Genomic DNA, 16663 nt, shown 5'->3' on the forward strand with positions numbered 1-16663 from the left:
GGCGTTTTTTATGCCTCAAGGAAATGATTATGAGCACTCAATCCCTACTACATCTCAGAACTAAACCCCGTCCTGCCTTACGCTTGGTCGGCACCAAACAACTGCCGCGTGAGGACTGGTTGACCGTGCGCAAGCAAGGCATCGGCAGTTCGGATGCCGCCGCCGCTGTGGGCCTGAACCCTTATAAATCACAGCTGGAACTCTGGATGGAAAAAACCGGGCGTGACACTTTACTGCCCATGATCGATCCGCAGGATGAGGAAAACCCCGCGTACTGGGGCAACATCCTGGAGCCGATTGTCGCATCCCATTACACCCGGCGCAGCGGTCATCGGGTCCGCCGGGTCAATGCGGTTCTGCAGCATCCTGATCCCAAACTGGCCTGGATGCTGGCCAATATCGACCGTGAGGTTATCGGTGCGTCAGAAGTGCAGATTCTCGAATGCAAAACCGCCGGCATAAACGGCGCACGTCTCTGGAAAGAAGGCGTGCCCGAGTATGTGCAGTTGCAGGTCATTCACCAGTTGGCCGTGACTGGCAAGCAGGCGGCGGATGTGGCGGTACTGCTCGGAGGTCAGCACCTGGAAATTCATCGCATTGAACGCGATGAGTCACTGATAGCTCGGTTGATTGACCTGGAACGGCTCTTCTGGGATTACGTCGTCAGTGACACCCCGCCGCCAGCAGACGGTTCTGCCTCGGCGGAGCAAGCTTTGCGCTGTCTGTATCCGCATGACAATGGACAAATCCTGGATTTTAGCCACGACACACTGCTCTGCACGGCCTTTACCGAACTGCAGAACGTGCGCAAGTCGATTGCTCTGCAGGAGAAGCAGGAAGCTCAGCTCAAGCAAACGTTGCAACAGGCCATGGGCGATGCCAGTCGGGCGACCTTCGCAACCGGCAGCATCACGTGGAAGAAAGCCAAAGACAGCACGGCCCTGGATATCCCCCGCCTGCTGAAAGAAAAACCCCACCTGCAAGTACGCTACTCGACCACAAAAACCGGCAGTCGACGTTTTCTGCTGGCCTGAACGCTCGCTCGCGCTTCCCTTATTCCCATGCCCTTTCTCTCCAACGCCACCCTGGCCGTTTACGCGGTCTCGGTGGCATTTTTATTTCAGATACAGGAGAACTCCCATGCTCAAAGGTTTAGCCATCACTCCGCCGATTTTGGGCCGAATATCCATTGGCAAGCTCGTCGAAAAGAACGGCAAGCGTCTACCGGAAAAGGACGATCAATTCACCCTTACCTCCCAAGTACAGAGCCGTGACGGCTGGCTGCTGCACCCCCTCAATGAGGAGCTGCGTAATGGCCAGGACGGCAAACTGCGCAGCATTCCGATCCGGCTGCTGTTCAACGAGCCGGACCTCAACTTTCGAGCCGACTACAGCCTGTTCGACCGCAACACTGGTCGCCCGCTGTGCGTCGGCAATGGTGAGACCTGCAAGCGTCTGACCAAGGATGGCGTTCAGTCGTTGCCCTGCCCTTCCCCGGATGGCTGTTCACTGGCCCAAGGCAGTGCCTGCAAACCTTACGGCCGGCTCAACGTGGTGATTGGCGATGACGATCCACTTGGCAGCTTTGTCTTTCGCACTACCGGCTACAACAGCATCCGCACCCTCGCAGCGCGACTGCATTATCTGCAAGCCATCTCCGGCGATCGACTGGCCTGCTTGCCGCTGGAGTTGCGTCTTCGCGGTAAGTCCACTCGCCAAAGCCACGGTGTACCGATTTTCTACGTAGACATCACGGTACGCAGCGGTCTGGGCATGGAGGATGCCTTACTTGCAGCCAAGCAATTGGAGGAGACCCGTCAAGCCGCAGGCTTTGACCAGAGCGCCTTGGATCAAGCGGCACGGCAGGGTTTTAACAATGGGGCCTTTGAGGACACCGTGGAGGACACAGGTGCCATCGTCGAGGAGTTCTTCCCTGTCATTGAAGATCAGCCCAGCCGTATAGAACTCAACCCCCCTCCACCGGCAGCGCCTGCCAAACCCTCACTTGCCCAGAAGCTGGAATCGCGAGCCTCGCAGCACAAAAGCAGGTCTTCGGTTCAGTAGCCATCAACTCTTCTGCGTTCTTCCCTATTCGCTCAGGAATACCCGAATGAAATATCACAAGCTGATAGCCGGTGAAACAATCGGTACCTATGTCATGGAATCCCCGGTTACCGAGGCTGACATCCTGCAGATGGCACAACAATTGGCAATGAGCCGTCTGTCTAAAGGCCGGGCATTAACGGAGCCAAAGCAGGTTTTTAGCCACCTGCAAACACTGCTGCAGTACCACGAGCACGAGGTCTTTGCGCTACTACTGCTCGACAGCAAACATCGAGTGATTGCCTTCAGGGAGCTATTCAGAGGCACACTGGATGGCGCCAGAGTCTACCCGCGAGAAGTGGTCAAGATTGCGTTGGAGCACAATGCGGCAGCGGTGATTTTGGTACATAACCATCCATCCGGCGACCCTGAACCCAGCCAAGCTGATCGCACGCTAACCCAGGCGCTCAAGAACGCCCTCAGCATGATTGGCACCCAGACGTTGGATCACATCGTTGTAGGTCATGAAGGCTGCGTATCGCTGGCTGAACGAGGTTACCTTTAACTCCAATGTACACACCGTCCGATGGACCGCCTTTGGCATTGCCAGGGTGGTCGTCGGCACGGTGTCCTTCTATTTTTTTGTCGTGATTCAGCGTTGTGCTCAGGTTCTGCTGCACCCGAAACCATGGGAACCATCCCCAAAAACCTTCGTGCTCGACTTACACAGGTAGCTCGCACGATGGAAGAAGGCTGCCTGTCCGGCTATCTCGTCGCGATACAAGTGATAGTAAGGATTTTGTGGAATCTCGACCAATCCCCTGACAGCCTCTACTGATAACCCTAAAGCGCTTGCCCACGCTCCTTCCAAGCGATTAAACATGTTGTCTCTGCCTGATTCGAGCTTACCCAGCGCATTGAATGCATCGTAGTTCAGCAAGATCGCAAAGTGATGATGTGGTCGCGCGTGCTGCCCTTGTTCCCTAGCCCAGACGTAACGCACCTTGGTGTCGTGAGCGTACTTATTCACAAGTTTCGCCATTTGGCGATTGTGCTTGATTTTGGCTTTAAAGGATTCGATGAAGCGGTCAATAACTTCGTTCGTGAAAGCGTAATCGGGCAATTGATTGTTAGCTGGTAGCCGCAGGTCAAACCTGAATGCGAACACACGAGGGTACTGATTAAGCGCTCGAGATACCGTCTGATGAAGACGGTTTAGGTACTCTTGGATGAAGGGTCCCTTATCCACTTGCACGGTCAGGCCTTGATAAGAACCTTCGTAATGAAGGGTTAAGTTCGTGTTGCCTGGATATCTAGCCATGATGGAGCTCCGAGTATTTAGTTTCATATAGTCAGGCCCACTAGTACATTTTTACTTACACCTAAGAATGTAGAGCACAGTACTGCTCTGCTTAGAGTGCCTACCTTCCCTCCGACACACCCCTACACCTAACCAGTACAGACAAGCCAAACTCACAATAGAGATACTGTATAAGCATAGTACCAATACCGAAACTTTCTGACGGCACGACACTAGATAAAACACCCACAAGCCCTGTTAAAAAAGATACATTACAGAGAAACAACAACTCTGGAAAAACACCATGAAAGATAAGTTCCTTCATGGTGTTAACTAGAACCGAGCCAGTGAAATTCACAAAGGCAAACGCAGCAGATCCTCAAGCATCATTCTTCACCAACTGATCCCGCTCTTTAACTTTACTTAGTATCCAATCGTGAACTTCACTTTCCAGCCAACCTACACAACGGTCCCCCAAGGAAATAGGTTTGGGAAATGAATCTCCCGAAATAAACTTGTAAATCGTAGATCTAGCAAGGCCAGTTAGATCCATGACCTCTTTCAATCGAATTATCCTCATGAACGCATCTCCTGTATTCGTCCAGAGGATTGGCAAGGTCAGTAGAACTTTACTGAGGGCCACGAAACTCCTGTCTACTGGCGAGTCAATGAACCACTCAGAGGCTAGAGAACGGACATGGTAAGAAGCGACCCTTCCTTGCCATGGGCGGCGGCGTTGACGGATTTTTGAAGACCTTTCGGCAGCCGCCCCTTGTTGACCTCAAGGCGGTTCAGGCCCAGCAGCACTTCAGCGGCTTGTTCACGGGTGCTCAGTTGGGCGACCTCCATGGTGCTGATGCCTTAAACACCGCATAATTTCGGCCCTATCATCAAAAATATCTACTATAAATATTCTAGCTAAACACTATAAAACTCATGCAAAATCTCTATGTTTGTGCTATAACGCTACTGAATTTTTTCTAGAAGACTTATAAAATGGCCATCAGAATCAATGATAATCTTTCTCAGCTCTGGGGAGACAATTTAGTCAATGACCGCAGGGATATTTGGCTATGGAAACGCCTCCAAGAATACGGGCTCAATATTGGCCCCCTCGACAGAGCGCCGCGAGAGATGCGCAACATAATCGCAGAGTGCTTGAGCTTAAACCCACACATCGCTGAGACTTTGAAACAACAGGAAGCGGCAAAACTACTTCATCAGGATCACTTCAAGTGGATACATGAGGGCAAACGCCAAATCTCATGGGTAAGTAATCGATTACTTAGCGCTTCAGGACTTATTCCATTCATGATCCCAACAAACCTACATGGAATAGACAGGCTGTATTACATCGCAGACTGCTGGGAAGCCGACATCACCTACAAGCGTATTGAACTAAAGAACATAGAGGAACTGTGGAGATCACAAAAAAACACTGACAAACCTTTCAGATGGTTTAAAGACGACAACCAAAAAATCTTGCTCGCGTGGGAATGGCTTACAAAGAACACTCAACTCAATCTCTCACGCCCCCCATTTGAAGACTATGAAGACCTTTTAATATATTTTGACGAAAACCTTATCATCAACGAACAAAGAGAGCTCTACCTTACTAAAATTAAAGCACGATGGAGCCAGCAAAAATACAGAAGCAACCTATCAGGAAAGTCTCAGTACAACTTTATACTTTCCGACAAGGCCATTCGAAGTTTAGACAAAATATGCGAACAACATGAAATCAGTCGTGCTCGAGCAATAGAAATCCTCATAGCGCAAGAAGAGATAAACGCTACGTACATTGCTGAAAAACTGAAAAACTCCAAACTACTCAATCAAGATTAGTGGACTTTGCAGAAATAGATACCTGATAGATCTCCGGTCAAGACCCGACCTCACTCTCGGATTATTTTCCGCCCCAGCAGGATCTAGCTCAAGAGAGCGATACAATGGCTGCTCTCTATTTACATGCTCTACATCGTGCCAATCCATGCTGTGACGCAGCTGTTATGCAGAGCATATTGTACGGCCTGGGTCCGTCCTCCCCGACTGAACTAGTATGGGCTCTCATAACTCACGCAGGCAAAGAAACTGGGCCCAGCGCCAAACCTGGCACATCTTGCACTACAACGTAGTTTCAAACTTCTAACCGGCAATCCAGGCATTGTCGACATCGTTGACGCCAGGACTCACCACGTATTGAATGTTTGGCCGCGCTGTCAGCCACTTGCTGACCAGGAAGTCGTAGTAAAGCTCCACTTTGGATGTAGAACATCCCGGGTGGATGTAGCGATCGATCTTGTTGGTGGCCTTGTCATGCACAGTGGCGTCGCTAAACAAGGTCAGCGCCCGTGCCGGGTTGGTCGCATCCTTGTAGACCTGATGCTGCACCACCCACTAGGCGCCGTGTTTGTTGTTGTGGGATTTGAAGCCTGTATCGCTCAGCGGCTCCTGTGCCACGTCCGCAGCAAGATAGAAATCGTCAGCCTTGGTGGTACTGTAGTAGCCGCCGACGCGGTATTCGCCGGGCGTTGGAGCAGGAAGTAGTAGAGACCGCCCATTTGCCGTACTCGAAGGCAATATGGCATGTGCTGACTCGCCAGAGCGAGTGAAGGAATGCACAATCGCCAGCAATGGCTATCAGAAGCCGTTGGCTCCGCTCAAAAGTGAGATCCGACGAACAGCTGTGGAATTGAGCATTGATCGACGCAAAGGTAGGAATTTAAGAAGATTCGCGAATGGTATTCCAAAAGGTATTCCAATAAAAAATTTAACCGAAAACAATCTATAATAATCAACATGTTATAGAATCAATTCAGATTACCCCGGCACTACATACGAAGCACCACCAAAACCCGCTTCGTGCAGGTTTTGCTGTTTCTGGGCTCCTGGAAACACACCGCCGAATGAGCCTTCGGATTTTTCCCGCAAGCCATCGCGCCCTTGATGAACTGGTGCTCATCAATCGACACGACTAGCCTTGAAACGTCGCTGCAAAATCAGCGACCGGGTTTAGCAGCTCGGTTAATATCAAGGCATGCAATGCCACCATCCGTTCAAACGAAGCATCTTGCGTCCGCTTGTCCGCGTTATGGCGGCTGTGCGTGGGGCACTTTCGAGTGCGCTGGGTTCCTTGATTCCTGGTCTGCTAACCCGCGTACGGTCGCCACCCTTTTCGTTTAGCAGCGATGTCTGGCGACTCCACCAATCAAGGAGTTGCACTCATGAAAAACAACAGTCCCAATCCTCCGAGCCCGGGCCAATCCTGCACGGATATCTTCTGCATCGCTCAAGGCATCGACCCCGAAACCCTGCTCGTACAGGCCTGCGAAACCCTTGCCTCGCTAAACGCGCTCACTACTGACCTGGCTTTCGAACTTGACGGAGCCTTTCGCCATAAGCTTCTGGCCACTCAGCAATTGAGTGTCTTGGGCGAGTTGCTGGTAACGCGCGCACTGGACATTCTTGTGCCAACGGCAGACTCGAAAATCCAGGGAAAGACGTCTTCCGAGGATTAAAAAATAGCGATCCAGCGGGAAAGCGCCAAAAAATAAAAAAAGGGTGAGCGGGCTATTTTCTTCGAAAATAAATCCGTCACTTTTTTCCAAATACGAAGCACCACCAAAACCCGCCTTGTGCTGATTTTGTTGTTTCTGGGCTCCTGTAAACACACCGCCGAATGGACCTTCGGATTTTTCCCGCAAGTCATCGCGCCCTGCATGAACTGGCGCGAGCCACCCCACGAAGATAGCCTTCTCTGGTTGCTGCTCATCAGCAACCGGCTTTGACAGGCCGAAAAGTGTAACCTTTCACTCCCCTTGATAAGTCGGCATGCCTCGCGCATTCCGCTTCGTTCATGGCGGCTGTGCGTGGGGCATCTTCGGGTGCGCCGGGTTCCTACACTTCCGGTCTGTCAACCCGCGTACAGCTGCCACCCAACCCTGTTTGACAGCAGGGGATGGCAGCTCCCGTCACCAGTGTAGGAGCGTCACCATGAAAAAGATCACTCCCAATCCTCCATGCTCGAACCACCCCGGCGCGGATATCTTCTGCATCGCCCAAGGCATCGACCCCGAAACCCTTCTAGTACAGGCCTGCGAAACCCTCGCCTCGCTAAACGCGCTCACTACTGACCTGGCTTTCGAACTTGATGGCGCCTTTCGCCATAAACTTCTGGCCACTCAGCAATTGAGTGTCTTGGGCGAGTTGCTGGTGACGCGCGCACTGGACATTCTCGTGCCAACGGCAGACTCGAAAACGCAGGAAAGGACGGCTTCCGAGTATTAAAAATAGCGACCCAGCAGGAAAGCGCCAAAAAGTAACCAAAGGGTGAGCGGGCTATTTTCTTCGAAAATAAATCCGTCACCTTTTTCTATTGGGGATGGTTGTGATACTTCTCCATCCCGTACCCAACACCGCCCCACCTGAAACCACCTATCAGACAACCGGAAGTCCGATACCTCATGCTCAAGCCCTGTTTATTCCTGGCCCTCGCCACGCTATCCACACTCGCCAACGCCGACCTCGCAGGGGTCTGGCAAGGCACGCTCGGCAAGACGCCGATCACCGCCTGTTTCAACGCCGCGCCCAATACCGGCGGCAGTTACTATTACCAGCGATTCCTGACACCGATCCAGCTCACGCAGGAAACACCCGATGCTACCTGGGCCGAAGAAGGCAACAGCGGCGTCTGGCAATTGGAGACGCCACAGGGCGATTCCCTGAAAGGTTCCTGGAGTAAGACCAAGGGCAGCAATCCACTGCCCCTGGCATTGCAGCGCGTAGCAACGCCACCCGAAGGTTGCGCCAGCGATGCGTACAACACGCCCATGGAAACCTCGCCCCTACCGGTCAAGACGCAGAAGCAGTCCTTCGCCGGGCACAGCTACCAGCTAAAGACCCAGGGCGCCCAGGTGACGCTCAAGCTTGAGGGCGACAGCCCGGCAATTCAGAAGATCAACCGGCAATTGGCGAGCCTGGCCATCAGCGCCGATGGTCAAGCCGACTACTTCAGCGAACGACGGGAATACCTTGGACGCAACGGTGCGGCCTATACCAGCGAAATCAGCGTCGAACCCACGTACTGGTCATCCCAGTGGATCACCGTCAGGTTTTACCGATGGGCCGCCGGCACGGGCGCCAGGGGTATCAGTTGGGGGCTGCATTCCTGGAACCTGCAAACCGGCGAAAGCGTTGACCCATGGACTTGGCTCGGCGGGAACCAGGAATGGTATGACGCTTACTCCGGCCATCTGAAACTGCCCGCCAACTTCAGCGCATGGCTGGAGAAGCAAACCACCACCGATGAAGGTTGCCCGGCGATCACCAGTTACTCGAGCTTCGACCTGAGCTTCGACACTCAAGGCATGAAGCTGTCGACGCCGGCAAATGGCGACGGTTGCGACAATGACCTGAGTTTCACCTGGGAGCAGTTGGAACCTGTTTTGTCGGCCAAGGGTAAAGCCACACTTGCCAGCTTGAAGACGCCTTGAATGCGTGACCAGCATACGATGGTCCAGACACTGATCAGCAGCGATGTCCAACGCTGGCACCTACTGGCCGTCGTCCGCTCCCTCGCCCTCCCCGACTGCTGGATCGGCGCCGGCTTCGTACGCAACGCGGTATGGGATCACCTCCACGGTCGCCCCCTATCACCACTGACCGGTGACGTCGACGTACTGTGGTTCGACGCCACCTGCACCGACCCCGTCGAAGACCGCCGCCTCGAAGCTCTCTTACACGCAGCAGAACCCTCCATCGACTGGTCCGTCAAAAACCAGGCCCGCATGCACCTGCGCAACGGCGATGCGCCCTATCGCAACGCCAGCGACGCCATGCGCTTCTGGCCCGAGACCGCCACCGCAGTAGCCGTCAGGAGAACCGCAGAAGACCTATGTGAAGTTTCAGCCCCTCTCGGCCTGGAAGACCTGTTCAATCTCCAACTCAAACCCACGCCCCGCTTTACCCAGGAAAAACACGCCATCTACCAACAACGCATCACCTCCAAACGCTGGCTAACCCACTGGCACTGCTGAAACAACCCTGACCCTACAAAAACCTCACATTCATTCACGAATTATTAAGAATCGCCCTCGTATACTCGCCGATCGCCCGGACTGTTCCCCCGAACGGCCCCCTGCCCCGGTAGCCAGAATCCATGACGCGTTCCGCTCCTCTGCTGCTCCTGCTCGCTGCGCTGTTGTTTTTCTTTGCCCTTGGCAATCACGAGTTGCAAGGCTCGACCGAGGCCCGTGTGGCCGGGATCGCCATGGCCATGCACCTGGATAACGATTGGGTGGTGCCGCGATTGTTTCGTGAACCGTTCCTGGAGAAACCGCCACTGAGCCTGTGGCTCGACGCCGGGGCGATTCGCCTGTTTGGCGGTACCACATGGGCAGTGCGCCTGGCGTCGGCGTTTGCCGGGCTGTTCAGTGTGATGCTGCTGTACGGAATGCTGCGCAAGTTTGGCCGGCCCAAGACCCTGGCGTTTGTCGCGGGCCTGATGCTGGCGACCATGGCCAGTTACTGGAGCAATGTGCGCGGCGTCGGTGAGGATTCGCTGCTCACCCTCGGGGTCACCATGGCTCTGCTGGCGTTTTATCAGGCCAACCGCCCAGAATCGGAGCGCGACCGCTCCAACCTGGGCACCTGGTTGCTGTTCACCTTGGGGATGGTCATCGCCACGCTGAGTAAAGGGGTTCTGGGCCTGGCCATGCCGGGCGTCGTGATCTTCGTCTATCTGGCCAGTACCAGCCTGATGGATAAACGCTTCAAGCTCGGCGATTGGGTCAAGCCCGGGCTGTTCACGCTGCTGGCGCTGGTGCCGCTGATGATCTGGCTGGGTTTCCTCTACCAGCGCGACGGGTTGCAGGGGGTACGTGAAGTGCTGCTGACCAATAGCGTCGGGCGCTTCAGCGGTTCGTTTGTCGAAGCCGGTCACTACGAGCCGTTCTATTACTACATCGTCAAACTGCCCGAAGCCTTTTTGCCCTGGAATATTCTGGTGTACCTGGGGCTGTGGCACTTCCGCAAGAGCCTGGTGCGCAACCGCTACCGGCTGTTTTTCAGCGTATGGCTAGTAGCGCAGTTCACCCTGCTGACGTTTGCCTCCAGCAAGCGCACGGTTTACCTGATGGCCTTGACGCCCGCCGCGGCAGTGCTGGCCGCCGAGTATGGCGGCGTGCTGCTGGGCTGGCTGAAAAGTCGTGGGCAGGTTTCACACGTTGCCGAACACGTTTATGAAAACCGACGGGGTCTGGTAGGTGGCTTCTTCACCGTGGTGGTGGCCTGCTACCTGATTGCGGCTTTCTGGTTCGCGCCCAAGGCCGATGTGCGCCAGTCGTTTGTGCCGGTGATCAACCAGATCCAGGCGATGCAGGCGCAGGGCAAAGAGGTGGTGCTGTATCAGGCCAACGAGCGAATCGCCGGCGCCGGGGTGTTCTACATGCAGGCCTATTTGACGATTCTGCAGACGCCGGAGGAACTCAAGAGTTACCTCGCCGCCAAGCCCGGCAACGTGGCATTGGTGGACAATACTGACCGGCTGAACGTCCCGGTGACGGTGGTCAAGGAGATGGCGATCAACCGTCAGCCGTACTATTTCGTCGAGCAGTAGGGCCGGTTACCACAGCGCCAGGTCGTACGTGAGGTAGACCCGGTAGTTGTCACGATCGCTCGCATAGGTCGAGCGATACGTGGCCTTGCGCAACTCGATGCCTACGCCTTTGAAGATGCTGTCCTGGATCACGTAGCGCAGGTTGGTGTCCGACTCCCACTCGCGGGCTTCGCGCCCTTTGAAGTCACCGTTCTGGCCCTTGTAGTAGCGGGTCATGAAACTCAGGCCCGGCAGCACGGCGGCAAAGTCGTAGTCATAGCGCAGCATCCAGGTTTGCTCACCGGCCTGGATGAATTTGCCGACACCTGCGTTGCTGAAGGAATACACCGTCGACACGCTGGCGTAGGGCAACGCGGTATCACCGGTGACTTTCTGATAACCCACGCCCAGCGCCTGCGGCCCTAGCCGGTAGGTGAACAACCCGCTGAACATGTCGCTGTCGACCTTGCCATTGCGTGCCTCGCCCGCTTCGTTGCTGATGAAGTAACGCAAGTCGCTGGTCAGGCTGCCGGCACCCACTGGCTGTTTATGCACCAGGCCAAAGAACTGCTGGCGATAGAATTCACGCATTTCGCCGTAGTACCAGGTGCCGCTCAGCTTGGGCGTGAAGGCGTAGGTAGCGCCGGCAAAATCAAAGTCGCTGCCCTTTTTGCCGCTGTAGCCCTGGGGATAAATATCCACGCTGTCGGTAGAGTTTCGCAGCTTGAACTTGTCCAGATGCCCGGCGTGCACGTACAGGTTACGGACGCCGCTGTACTCGACTTGAGTGCCCTGGAATGTTTGTGGCAACAGCCGGCCATCGTTGTACACCAGCACTGGAATCTTCGGCAGCAGCGTGCCGGTTTTCACCACGGCTTCACCGATGCGCATCTTGGCGGTCACGCCCAGGCTTGAGAATTCGCTGGCCGCGCGGCCATCGTCGTGCACCGGCAACAGCCCGGTGCCGGCATGGGCGCGGCTGGAGTCGAGCCTGATCCCCGACAGCCCCAACGCATCCAGGCCAAAACCCACCGTGCCTTCGGTATAACCCGATTGCAGGTTGAGCAAAAAGCCCTGGGCCCACTCCTTGCGGTCCTCGCCGCCGTCGCGGTAACCGTCGTTGAAATAGTAATTGCGCAAGGTCAATTTGCCGTGGGAATCCTCCCAGAAACCCTGGGCCATCAGTGCCGGTGACAGGCTCGCCAGCAAGCCCGTGCACACCACTCCTCCCCTCGTGAAAAGCTCACGCATAACCGTCTCCCGAATGCCGTATTGTGATTTTTTATGGGCAGTTGCTGCCTGCGACACGCTGGACGGCGCCTCGCATTGCGGCGGACACTAACGGCTCCTCGAACGCCCGGCAACGTTATGCGAGAAGCGCATCAGGCTATGCGCAAAGCCCTCAAACCACAGGAAAATCACGGTGAATCTCAAGCAGCTCGAAGCCTTCAAGGCGATCATGTCCACCGGTTCGACCATCGGTGCGGCGACCCGCATGGGCCTGTCGCAATCCGCGGTCAGCCGGTTGTTGAGCCAGTTGGAAGAAGCATTGGGTTTCGCGTTGTTCCTGCGCAAAAAGGGCCGCTTGATGGCGACCCCGGAGGCTGAAGAACTGCTCGCCGAAGTGGCCGGCCTGGTCGACGGCATGCAGCGTATCCAGCGCCTGGCAGATGAGATGCGCGTGGGCCGTTCGCGCAAGAGCCTGATCAAGGTCGGGGTGCCCACCAGCATGACCCAGGAGCTGCTGCCGCGGATCGTCGCCGAGTTTCTCAAGGGCCGGGAAGACATCGTGGTCGAGCTGCTGACCGGTTCCTACGACATGATCGAACGGGCCGTGCTCGACCGTTCCGCCGACCTCGGTTTTGTGCGCTTGCCTACCGAGATTCCCGACTTCGAGATTGAACCGGTGCTGGAAACCGAAGGCGTGTGCGTGATGCCCGCTGACCATCCGCTGACCCGCCACGCCTGCATCGAAGTGCAACACTTGCGGGACGTGCCGCTGGTAATGCTGGGCCGGCAACGGGCCCTGCGGGCGGAGTTGAACCAGGTGTTTCGCGCAGCCAACCTGACGCCACAGGTGCGGGTGGAAGTGCACTCGGTGGGCGCCGCGTGCAGCTTTGTCGCCGAAGGGCTGGGGGTGTCGATCGTCAATGGTTTGCTGGCCAGCCACTTCATGCATTTGCCGATTGTGGTCCGCCCGTTTCGACCGGCATTGCCCTATGCATTCGGCCTGGCGTTTCGCGCGGATGAACCCAGGTCCAAGGTGGTGACGGCGTTTGCCGAGCACCTCAAGCACCGCCTGGCCGCACAAAACGCATAGCCCAACCCAGCCCGCGCATAACGTTGTCGCCGCTAAAACTTTGCCCTAGTGTCCGCTCCACAAGTGTCACCCGACACAACAATAACAGCGCACACCGGGGCAACCAGCATGACCGAACCGCAGATCGTCCGTACCCACTCGCCCACTGATACGCCGGTGGAAAAACCCGCGCAGCGCAAGCAGATCAACCCGGCCCTCATTCTGCTGAGCATCGTGCTGCTGGCTGTCGCCTTCACCTACGCGGTGAACTCGGGCAAGTTCCAGCGCCAGAACGGCCTGGTGGTTCCGGGCTCCTATCAGGTGCTGGAAAAGCACGACTCCCTGGGCCAACTGTTCTCCCTCGAACCGCGCAAGGCCAGCGATACGGTCGCTCGGCCGGTATCGTTGGTCGAGGGCTTCATGGCCATTCCCCAAGGCATCGAAAAACGCGCCGCGCTGATTTTCATGGTGCTGTTCATCGGTGGGATGTTCGGCGTGTTGAACAAGGCCGGTGTGATTGATGCCGGTCTTGAACGCCTGCTGGGGCTGACCCGGGGCAATATCTACGTGCTGGTGCCCAGCCTGATGCTGGTGTTTTCCGCCGGCAGCACCTTCATGGGCCTGGCCAAGGAATTCATCCTGATCGTGCCGTTGATGGTGGCCATGGCCAACCGCTTGGGGCTGTCGAACCTGATCGGCCTGGCCATCGTGGCCATCTCGGTGAAGATCGGCTACCTGGCCTCCATCTCCAACCCGGTGGCGCTGTCCGTGGCGCAGCCGATGGTGGGGCTGCCGATTTTCAGCGGCCTGAGCATGCGCGTCCTGGCCTACTGCACGTTCCTGCTGGTGGGCATCGCGTTCGTACTGTGGAGTATCCGCAAGCATGGGTTTGATGCCAGCGCGCAGATCACCTTCGAACGCAAACCGCTGCCCCTGCGCCACCTCCTGAACCTGATCGTGCTGGGGGCCGGTATCGGTTTCCTGGTATACGCCTCGAACCGCTGGGAGTGGAAATACCACGAGCTGTCGGCGTTCTACCTGCTGCTGACCGTGGCGTTCAGCGTAATCGCCGGCCTGGGTGCCAGCACCGCCGCCAGCGCCTTTGTCGACGGCATGAAAAAGGTGCTGATCGCCGGTGTGTTGATCGGCCTGGCGACCGCCGTGGAAATCATCCTCAGCACCGGCCAGGTGCTCGACACCATCGTCAACAGCCTCGCCAACCTGGTGGGCGATCATGGCCCGGTGGTCTCGGCCTACGGCATGTTCTTCGCACAACTGGGCCTGGATGTACTGATCCCGTCCACCTCGGGGCAGGCGGCGGTGACCATGCCGATCTTCGGGCCGCTGGGACAGCTCTCCGGCGTCAGCCCGCAAACCACGGTGTTCGCGTTTTTGATGGGCAACGGCCTGACCAACATGATCACCCCGACCTCCAGCGGCCTGTTGGTATTGCTGGCCACCGCCAACGTCGGCTGGGGCCAGTGGGCACGCTACATCCTGCCGCTGTTTCTGATCTATGCGGTGCTGGCGATGGTGTTGTTGGCCATTGCCGTAGGCACCGGGTACTGACCCCATGAGTGTTTTCCCCATGCAGACGTTGCACAACCAGATGATCGCCATGCGCGACGGCATCCACCTGGCCACCGATATCTACTTGCCCCACGGTCCAGGCCCTTTTCCGGTGGTGATCGAGCGCACCCCGTACGACAAGAGCAAACCATCGCGCTCGGAAATCCAGCTCGACGGCCAGCACATCTCCCGCGAGCAAATGGCCGCGCGGTTCACGGCCCAGGGCTTTGTCGCGATCTTCCAGGATTGCCGCGGGCGCTATGCCTCCGAAGGCGTGTTCACCAAATACACCGCAGAGGGCGAAGACGGTTGCGACACCCTGGCATGGATCGTCGAGCAGCCGTGGTGCAACGGCAAGATTGGCAGCATGGGCCTGTCCTACGCCGCCCACACGCAACTGGCGATGGCCTGCCTGCATCCGCCGGGCCTCGCCAGCATGGTGCTGGACAGCGGCGGCTTCGCCAACGCCTACCAATGCGGGATTCGCCAGGGCGGCGCGCTGGAGCTCAAGCAAGCCACCTGGGCGTTTCGCCAGGCCAAGGAAAGCCCGGCGGCACTGGCGGATCCGAAGATCCTCGAAGCCCTCGAACAGGAAGACATCCACCAGTGGTTCAAGCGCATGCCGTGGCACGCCGGGCAATCGCCCCTGCGGCATGTGCCGGAGTACGAAGCCTATCTGCTGGAGCAGTGGGCCCAGGGCGACTTCGGCCCGTACTGGCAAGCGCCGGGCATCTACGCCGAGGGGCATTACCACGATCTGCCGGATATCCCGGTGCTGTTCATGTCCAGTTGGTACGACGCCTATGTCAGTTCGACCCTCGCCAACTACGCGGCGTTTTGCGCCGGCAGTACGGCGCAGCATCAGTTGATCATGGGCCCCTGGCTGCATGGTGATCGCAATATCACTCACAGTGGCGATGCGCAATTTGGTGCACCAGCGGCTTTCGACGGGCAGGTGGCGAAAGACTGGCTGAGCTGCCGCCTGGACTGGTTTGAACGCACCCTCAAGGGTTCGCCGCTGCCCGCCCCCGCGGCGGTGAAGGTGTTCTTGATGGGCGGTGGCACCGGTGAGCGCGATCAACAGGGGCGCTTGCAACATGGCGGGCACTGGATCGACAGTCATCAATGGCCGCTACCGGATAGCCGGCAACTCACCCTGCACCTCACCGCACAACGCCAACTGCAACCTGAACCGCCGACCACCGAGGGCCAGCTCAGCTACTGCGCCGACCCGGCCGATCCGGTGCCGACCATCGGTGGCGCCCTGACCTCCGGCGCGCCGATTTTTGTCGGCGGCGCTTTCGACCAACGCGAGCGGGCGGACTTCTTCGGTACCCGTGGCGACCAGCGCCCCCTGGCCGAGCGCAGCGATGTCTTAAGCTTCCAGACCGAGCCACTGAGCCACGACCTGATCGTCGCAGGCCCGCTGCGCGTGGAACTGTGGATCGACAGCGATGCGCCCGACACCGACTTCACCGCCAAACTGGTCGACGTCTACCCGGACGGCTACGCCATGAACATCACCGACGGCATCCTGCGGGCCCGCTACCGAAACACCTGGGAGCACCCCACCCTGCTGACCCCGGGTGAGCGGGTCAAGGTGGCGATCGAACCCTTCGCCACCTGCAATCTGTTCCAGCGCGGCCACCGGTTGCGCCTCGACATCGCCAGCAGCAACTTCCCGCGCTTTGACGTCAACCCCAACAGCGGTGAAGCACCCGGCCAGGCAGAACATCCCAGGGTGGCGCGCAACACGCTACACCTGAGTACCGATTGCCCGTCACGCCTGATACTGACCGTGGTCGAGGCCTTGAGTAACTAACTACCGCCATCCACACGCCGAGACTGCGCACCCTCA

General features: G+C 57.1%; 18 protein-coding genes. 12 read left to right on the plus strand and 6 right to left on the minus strand.

The window, feature by feature from the left end:
- The first annotated feature begins 29 nt into the window (after positions 1-29).
- From HX824_RS14800 to radC, 3 genes are all read left to right on the plus strand, one after another.
- Positions 30-1034 carry a YqaJ viral recombinase family protein gene (locus HX824_RS14800; protein WP_169893880.1) on the plus strand — a complete coding sequence of 335 codons (1005 nt, stop codon included), beginning with the start codon at positions 30-32 and terminating at the stop codon, positions 1032-1034.
- 106 nt (positions 1035-1140) lie between these two features.
- Complete coding sequence (locus tag HX824_RS14805; RefSeq protein ID WP_177054733.1) at positions 1141-2064, plus strand: hydrolase or metal-binding protein; 924 nt, start codon at positions 1141-1143, stop codon at positions 2062-2064.
- 46 nt (positions 2065-2110) lie between these two features.
- The gene (gene radC / locus HX824_RS14810; RefSeq protein WP_016973819.1) at positions 2111-2608 is read left to right on the plus strand and encodes a DNA repair protein RadC; all 498 of its coding nucleotides are present in this window, start codon (positions 2111-2113) and stop codon (positions 2606-2608) included.
- Between the two features lie 99 nt (positions 2609-2707).
- Here radC and HX824_RS14815 read toward each other — a convergent pair whose 3' ends face one another.
- The 3 genes from HX824_RS14815 to HX824_RS14825 all read right to left on the minus strand — a co-directional run bounded on the left by HX824_RS14815 (position 2708) and on the right by HX824_RS14825 (position 4192).
- A complete protein-coding gene (locus tag HX824_RS14815; protein WP_047335636.1) occupies positions 2708-3364 on the minus strand; it encodes an inovirus-type Gp2 protein in 657 nt (218 codons plus the stop codon).
- A gap of 358 nt (positions 3365-3722) precedes the next feature.
- Positions 3723-3923 (minus strand): AlpA family transcriptional regulator, encoded by a 201-nt coding sequence (locus HX824_RS14820; protein ID WP_008436723.1) that lies wholly within the window; start codon positions 3921-3923, stop codon positions 3723-3725.
- A 104-nt stretch (positions 3924-4027) separates the two neighbouring features.
- Complete coding sequence (locus HX824_RS14825) at positions 4028-4192, minus strand: hypothetical protein (RefSeq protein WP_177054734.1); 165 nt, start codon at positions 4190-4192, stop codon at positions 4028-4030.
- A gap of 147 nt (positions 4193-4339) precedes the next feature.
- Between HX824_RS14825 and HX824_RS14830 the strand changes: the two genes are divergently transcribed.
- Entirely contained in the window at positions 4340-5188 is an 849-nt protein-coding gene (locus tag HX824_RS14830) for a hypothetical protein (protein WP_177054735.1), read from the plus strand.
- Between the two features lie 300 nt (positions 5189-5488).
- On the opposite strand, the gene HX824_RS14835 is transcribed toward HX824_RS14830, so the two are convergent.
- A complete protein-coding gene (locus HX824_RS14835) occupies positions 5489-5737 on the minus strand; it encodes a carbohydrate porin (RefSeq protein ID WP_177054736.1) in 249 nt (82 codons plus the stop codon).
- A gap of 830 nt (positions 5738-6567) precedes the next feature.
- Between HX824_RS14835 and HX824_RS32600 the strand changes: the two genes are divergently transcribed.
- On the plus strand, positions 6568-6861 hold the full coding sequence (locus HX824_RS32600) for a DUF6124 family protein (RefSeq protein ID WP_102604489.1): 294 nt from the start codon (positions 6568-6570) through the stop codon (positions 6859-6861).
- Here HX824_RS32600 and HX824_RS32605 read toward each other — a convergent pair.
- Positions 6858-7115, minus strand: a complete 258-nt coding sequence (locus tag HX824_RS32605; protein ID WP_146013706.1) for a hypothetical protein — start codon at positions 7113-7115, stop codon at positions 6858-6860. The genes HX824_RS32600 and HX824_RS32605 overlap by 4 nt on opposite strands.
- A gap of 221 nt (positions 7116-7336) precedes the next feature.
- Here HX824_RS32605 and HX824_RS14845 point away from each other — a divergent pair, with 221 nt between their 5' ends.
- From HX824_RS14845 to HX824_RS14860, 4 genes are all read left to right on the plus strand, one after another.
- A complete protein-coding gene (locus HX824_RS14845) occupies positions 7337-7630 on the plus strand; it encodes a DUF6124 family protein (protein ID WP_102604487.1) in 294 nt (97 codons plus the stop codon).
- Between the two features lie 176 nt (positions 7631-7806).
- Positions 7807-8835: a hypothetical protein gene (locus HX824_RS14850; protein ID WP_177054737.1), complete on the plus strand. Its 1029-nt coding sequence runs from the start codon at positions 7807-7809 to the stop codon at positions 8833-8835.
- Positions 8836-9378, plus strand: a complete 543-nt coding sequence (locus tag HX824_RS14855; protein WP_256347008.1) for a nucleotidyltransferase family protein — start codon at positions 8836-8838, stop codon at positions 9376-9378.
- Positions 9379-9500: 122 nt separating this feature from the next.
- Positions 9501-10958, plus strand: a complete 1458-nt coding sequence (locus HX824_RS14860; protein ID WP_177054738.1) for a glycosyltransferase family 39 protein — start codon at positions 9501-9503, stop codon at positions 10956-10958.
- A 6-nt stretch (positions 10959-10964) separates the two neighbouring features.
- Here the strand turns inward: HX824_RS14860 and HX824_RS14865 are convergent, their stop codons facing one another.
- Positions 10965-12188: an OprD family porin gene (locus HX824_RS14865; RefSeq protein ID WP_177054739.1), complete on the minus strand. Its 1224-nt coding sequence runs from the start codon at positions 12186-12188 to the stop codon at positions 10965-10967.
- A 172-nt stretch (positions 12189-12360) separates the two neighbouring features.
- Here HX824_RS14865 and HX824_RS14870 point away from each other — a divergent pair, with 172 nt between their 5' ends.
- From HX824_RS14870 to HX824_RS14880, 3 genes are all read left to right on the plus strand, one after another.
- Positions 12361-13257, plus strand: a complete 897-nt coding sequence (locus HX824_RS14870; RefSeq protein ID WP_003212270.1) for a LysR family transcriptional regulator — start codon at positions 12361-12363, stop codon at positions 13255-13257.
- Positions 13258-13365: 108 nt separating this feature from the next.
- Positions 13366-14805 (plus strand): YfcC family protein, encoded by a 1440-nt coding sequence (locus tag HX824_RS14875; RefSeq protein ID WP_102604483.1) that lies wholly within the window; start codon positions 13366-13368, stop codon positions 14803-14805.
- A gap of 19 nt (positions 14806-14824) precedes the next feature.
- Positions 14825-16627, plus strand: a complete 1803-nt coding sequence (locus HX824_RS14880) for a CocE/NonD family hydrolase (RefSeq protein ID WP_177054761.1) — start codon at positions 14825-14827, stop codon at positions 16625-16627.
- Positions 16628-16663 lie beyond the last annotated feature (36 nt).

This window comes from Pseudomonas sp. D4002 (assembly GCF_013385665.1).
Taxonomy (GTDB): Bacteria; Pseudomonadota; Gammaproteobacteria; order Pseudomonadales; family Pseudomonadaceae; genus Aquipseudomonas.

Coding starts and splice junctions, on each gene's coding strand:
- HX824_RS14800 (WP_169893880.1), top strand. CDS start 30: ATGAGCACTCAATCCCTACTACATCTCAGAACTAAACCCCGTCCTGCC.
- HX824_RS14820 (WP_008436723.1), bottom strand. CDS start 3,923: ATGAGGATAATTCGATTGAAAGAGGTCATGGATCTAACTGGCCTTGCT.
- HX824_RS14805 (WP_177054733.1), top strand. CDS start 1,141: ATGCTCAAAGGTTTAGCCATCACTCCGCCGATTTTGGGCCGAATATCC.
- HX824_RS14815 (WP_047335636.1), bottom strand. CDS start 3,364: ATGGCTAGATATCCAGGCAACACGAACTTAACCCTTCATTACGAAGGT.
- HX824_RS14845 (WP_102604487.1), top strand. CDS start 7,337: ATGAAAAAGATCACTCCCAATCCTCCATGCTCGAACCACCCCGGCGCG.
- HX824_RS14830 (WP_177054735.1), top strand. CDS start 4,340: ATGGCCATCAGAATCAATGATAATCTTTCTCAGCTCTGGGGAGACAAT.
- HX824_RS14825 (WP_177054734.1), bottom strand. CDS start 4,192: ATGGAGGTCGCCCAACTGAGCACCCGTGAACAAGCCGCTGAAGTGCTG.
- HX824_RS14880 (WP_177054761.1), top strand. CDS start 14,825: ATGCAGACGTTGCACAACCAGATGATCGCCATGCGCGACGGCATCCAC.
- HX824_RS32600 (WP_102604489.1), top strand. CDS start 6,568: ATGAAAAACAACAGTCCCAATCCTCCGAGCCCGGGCCAATCCTGCACG.
- HX824_RS14865 (WP_177054739.1), bottom strand. CDS start 12,188: ATGCGTGAGCTTTTCACGAGGGGAGGAGTGGTGTGCACGGGCTTGCTG.
- HX824_RS14850 (WP_177054737.1), top strand. CDS start 7,807: ATGCTCAAGCCCTGTTTATTCCTGGCCCTCGCCACGCTATCCACACTC.
- radC (WP_016973819.1), top strand. CDS start 2,111: ATGAAATATCACAAGCTGATAGCCGGTGAAACAATCGGTACCTATGTC.
- HX824_RS32605 (WP_146013706.1), bottom strand. CDS start 7,115: ATGAGCAGCAACCAGAGAAGGCTATCTTCGTGGGGTGGCTCGCGCCAG.
- HX824_RS14855 (WP_256347008.1), top strand. CDS start 8,836: ATGCGTGACCAGCATACGATGGTCCAGACACTGATCAGCAGCGATGTC.
- HX824_RS14860 (WP_177054738.1), top strand. CDS start 9,501: ATGACGCGTTCCGCTCCTCTGCTGCTCCTGCTCGCTGCGCTGTTGTTT.
- HX824_RS14875 (WP_102604483.1), top strand. CDS start 13,366: ATGACCGAACCGCAGATCGTCCGTACCCACTCGCCCACTGATACGCCG.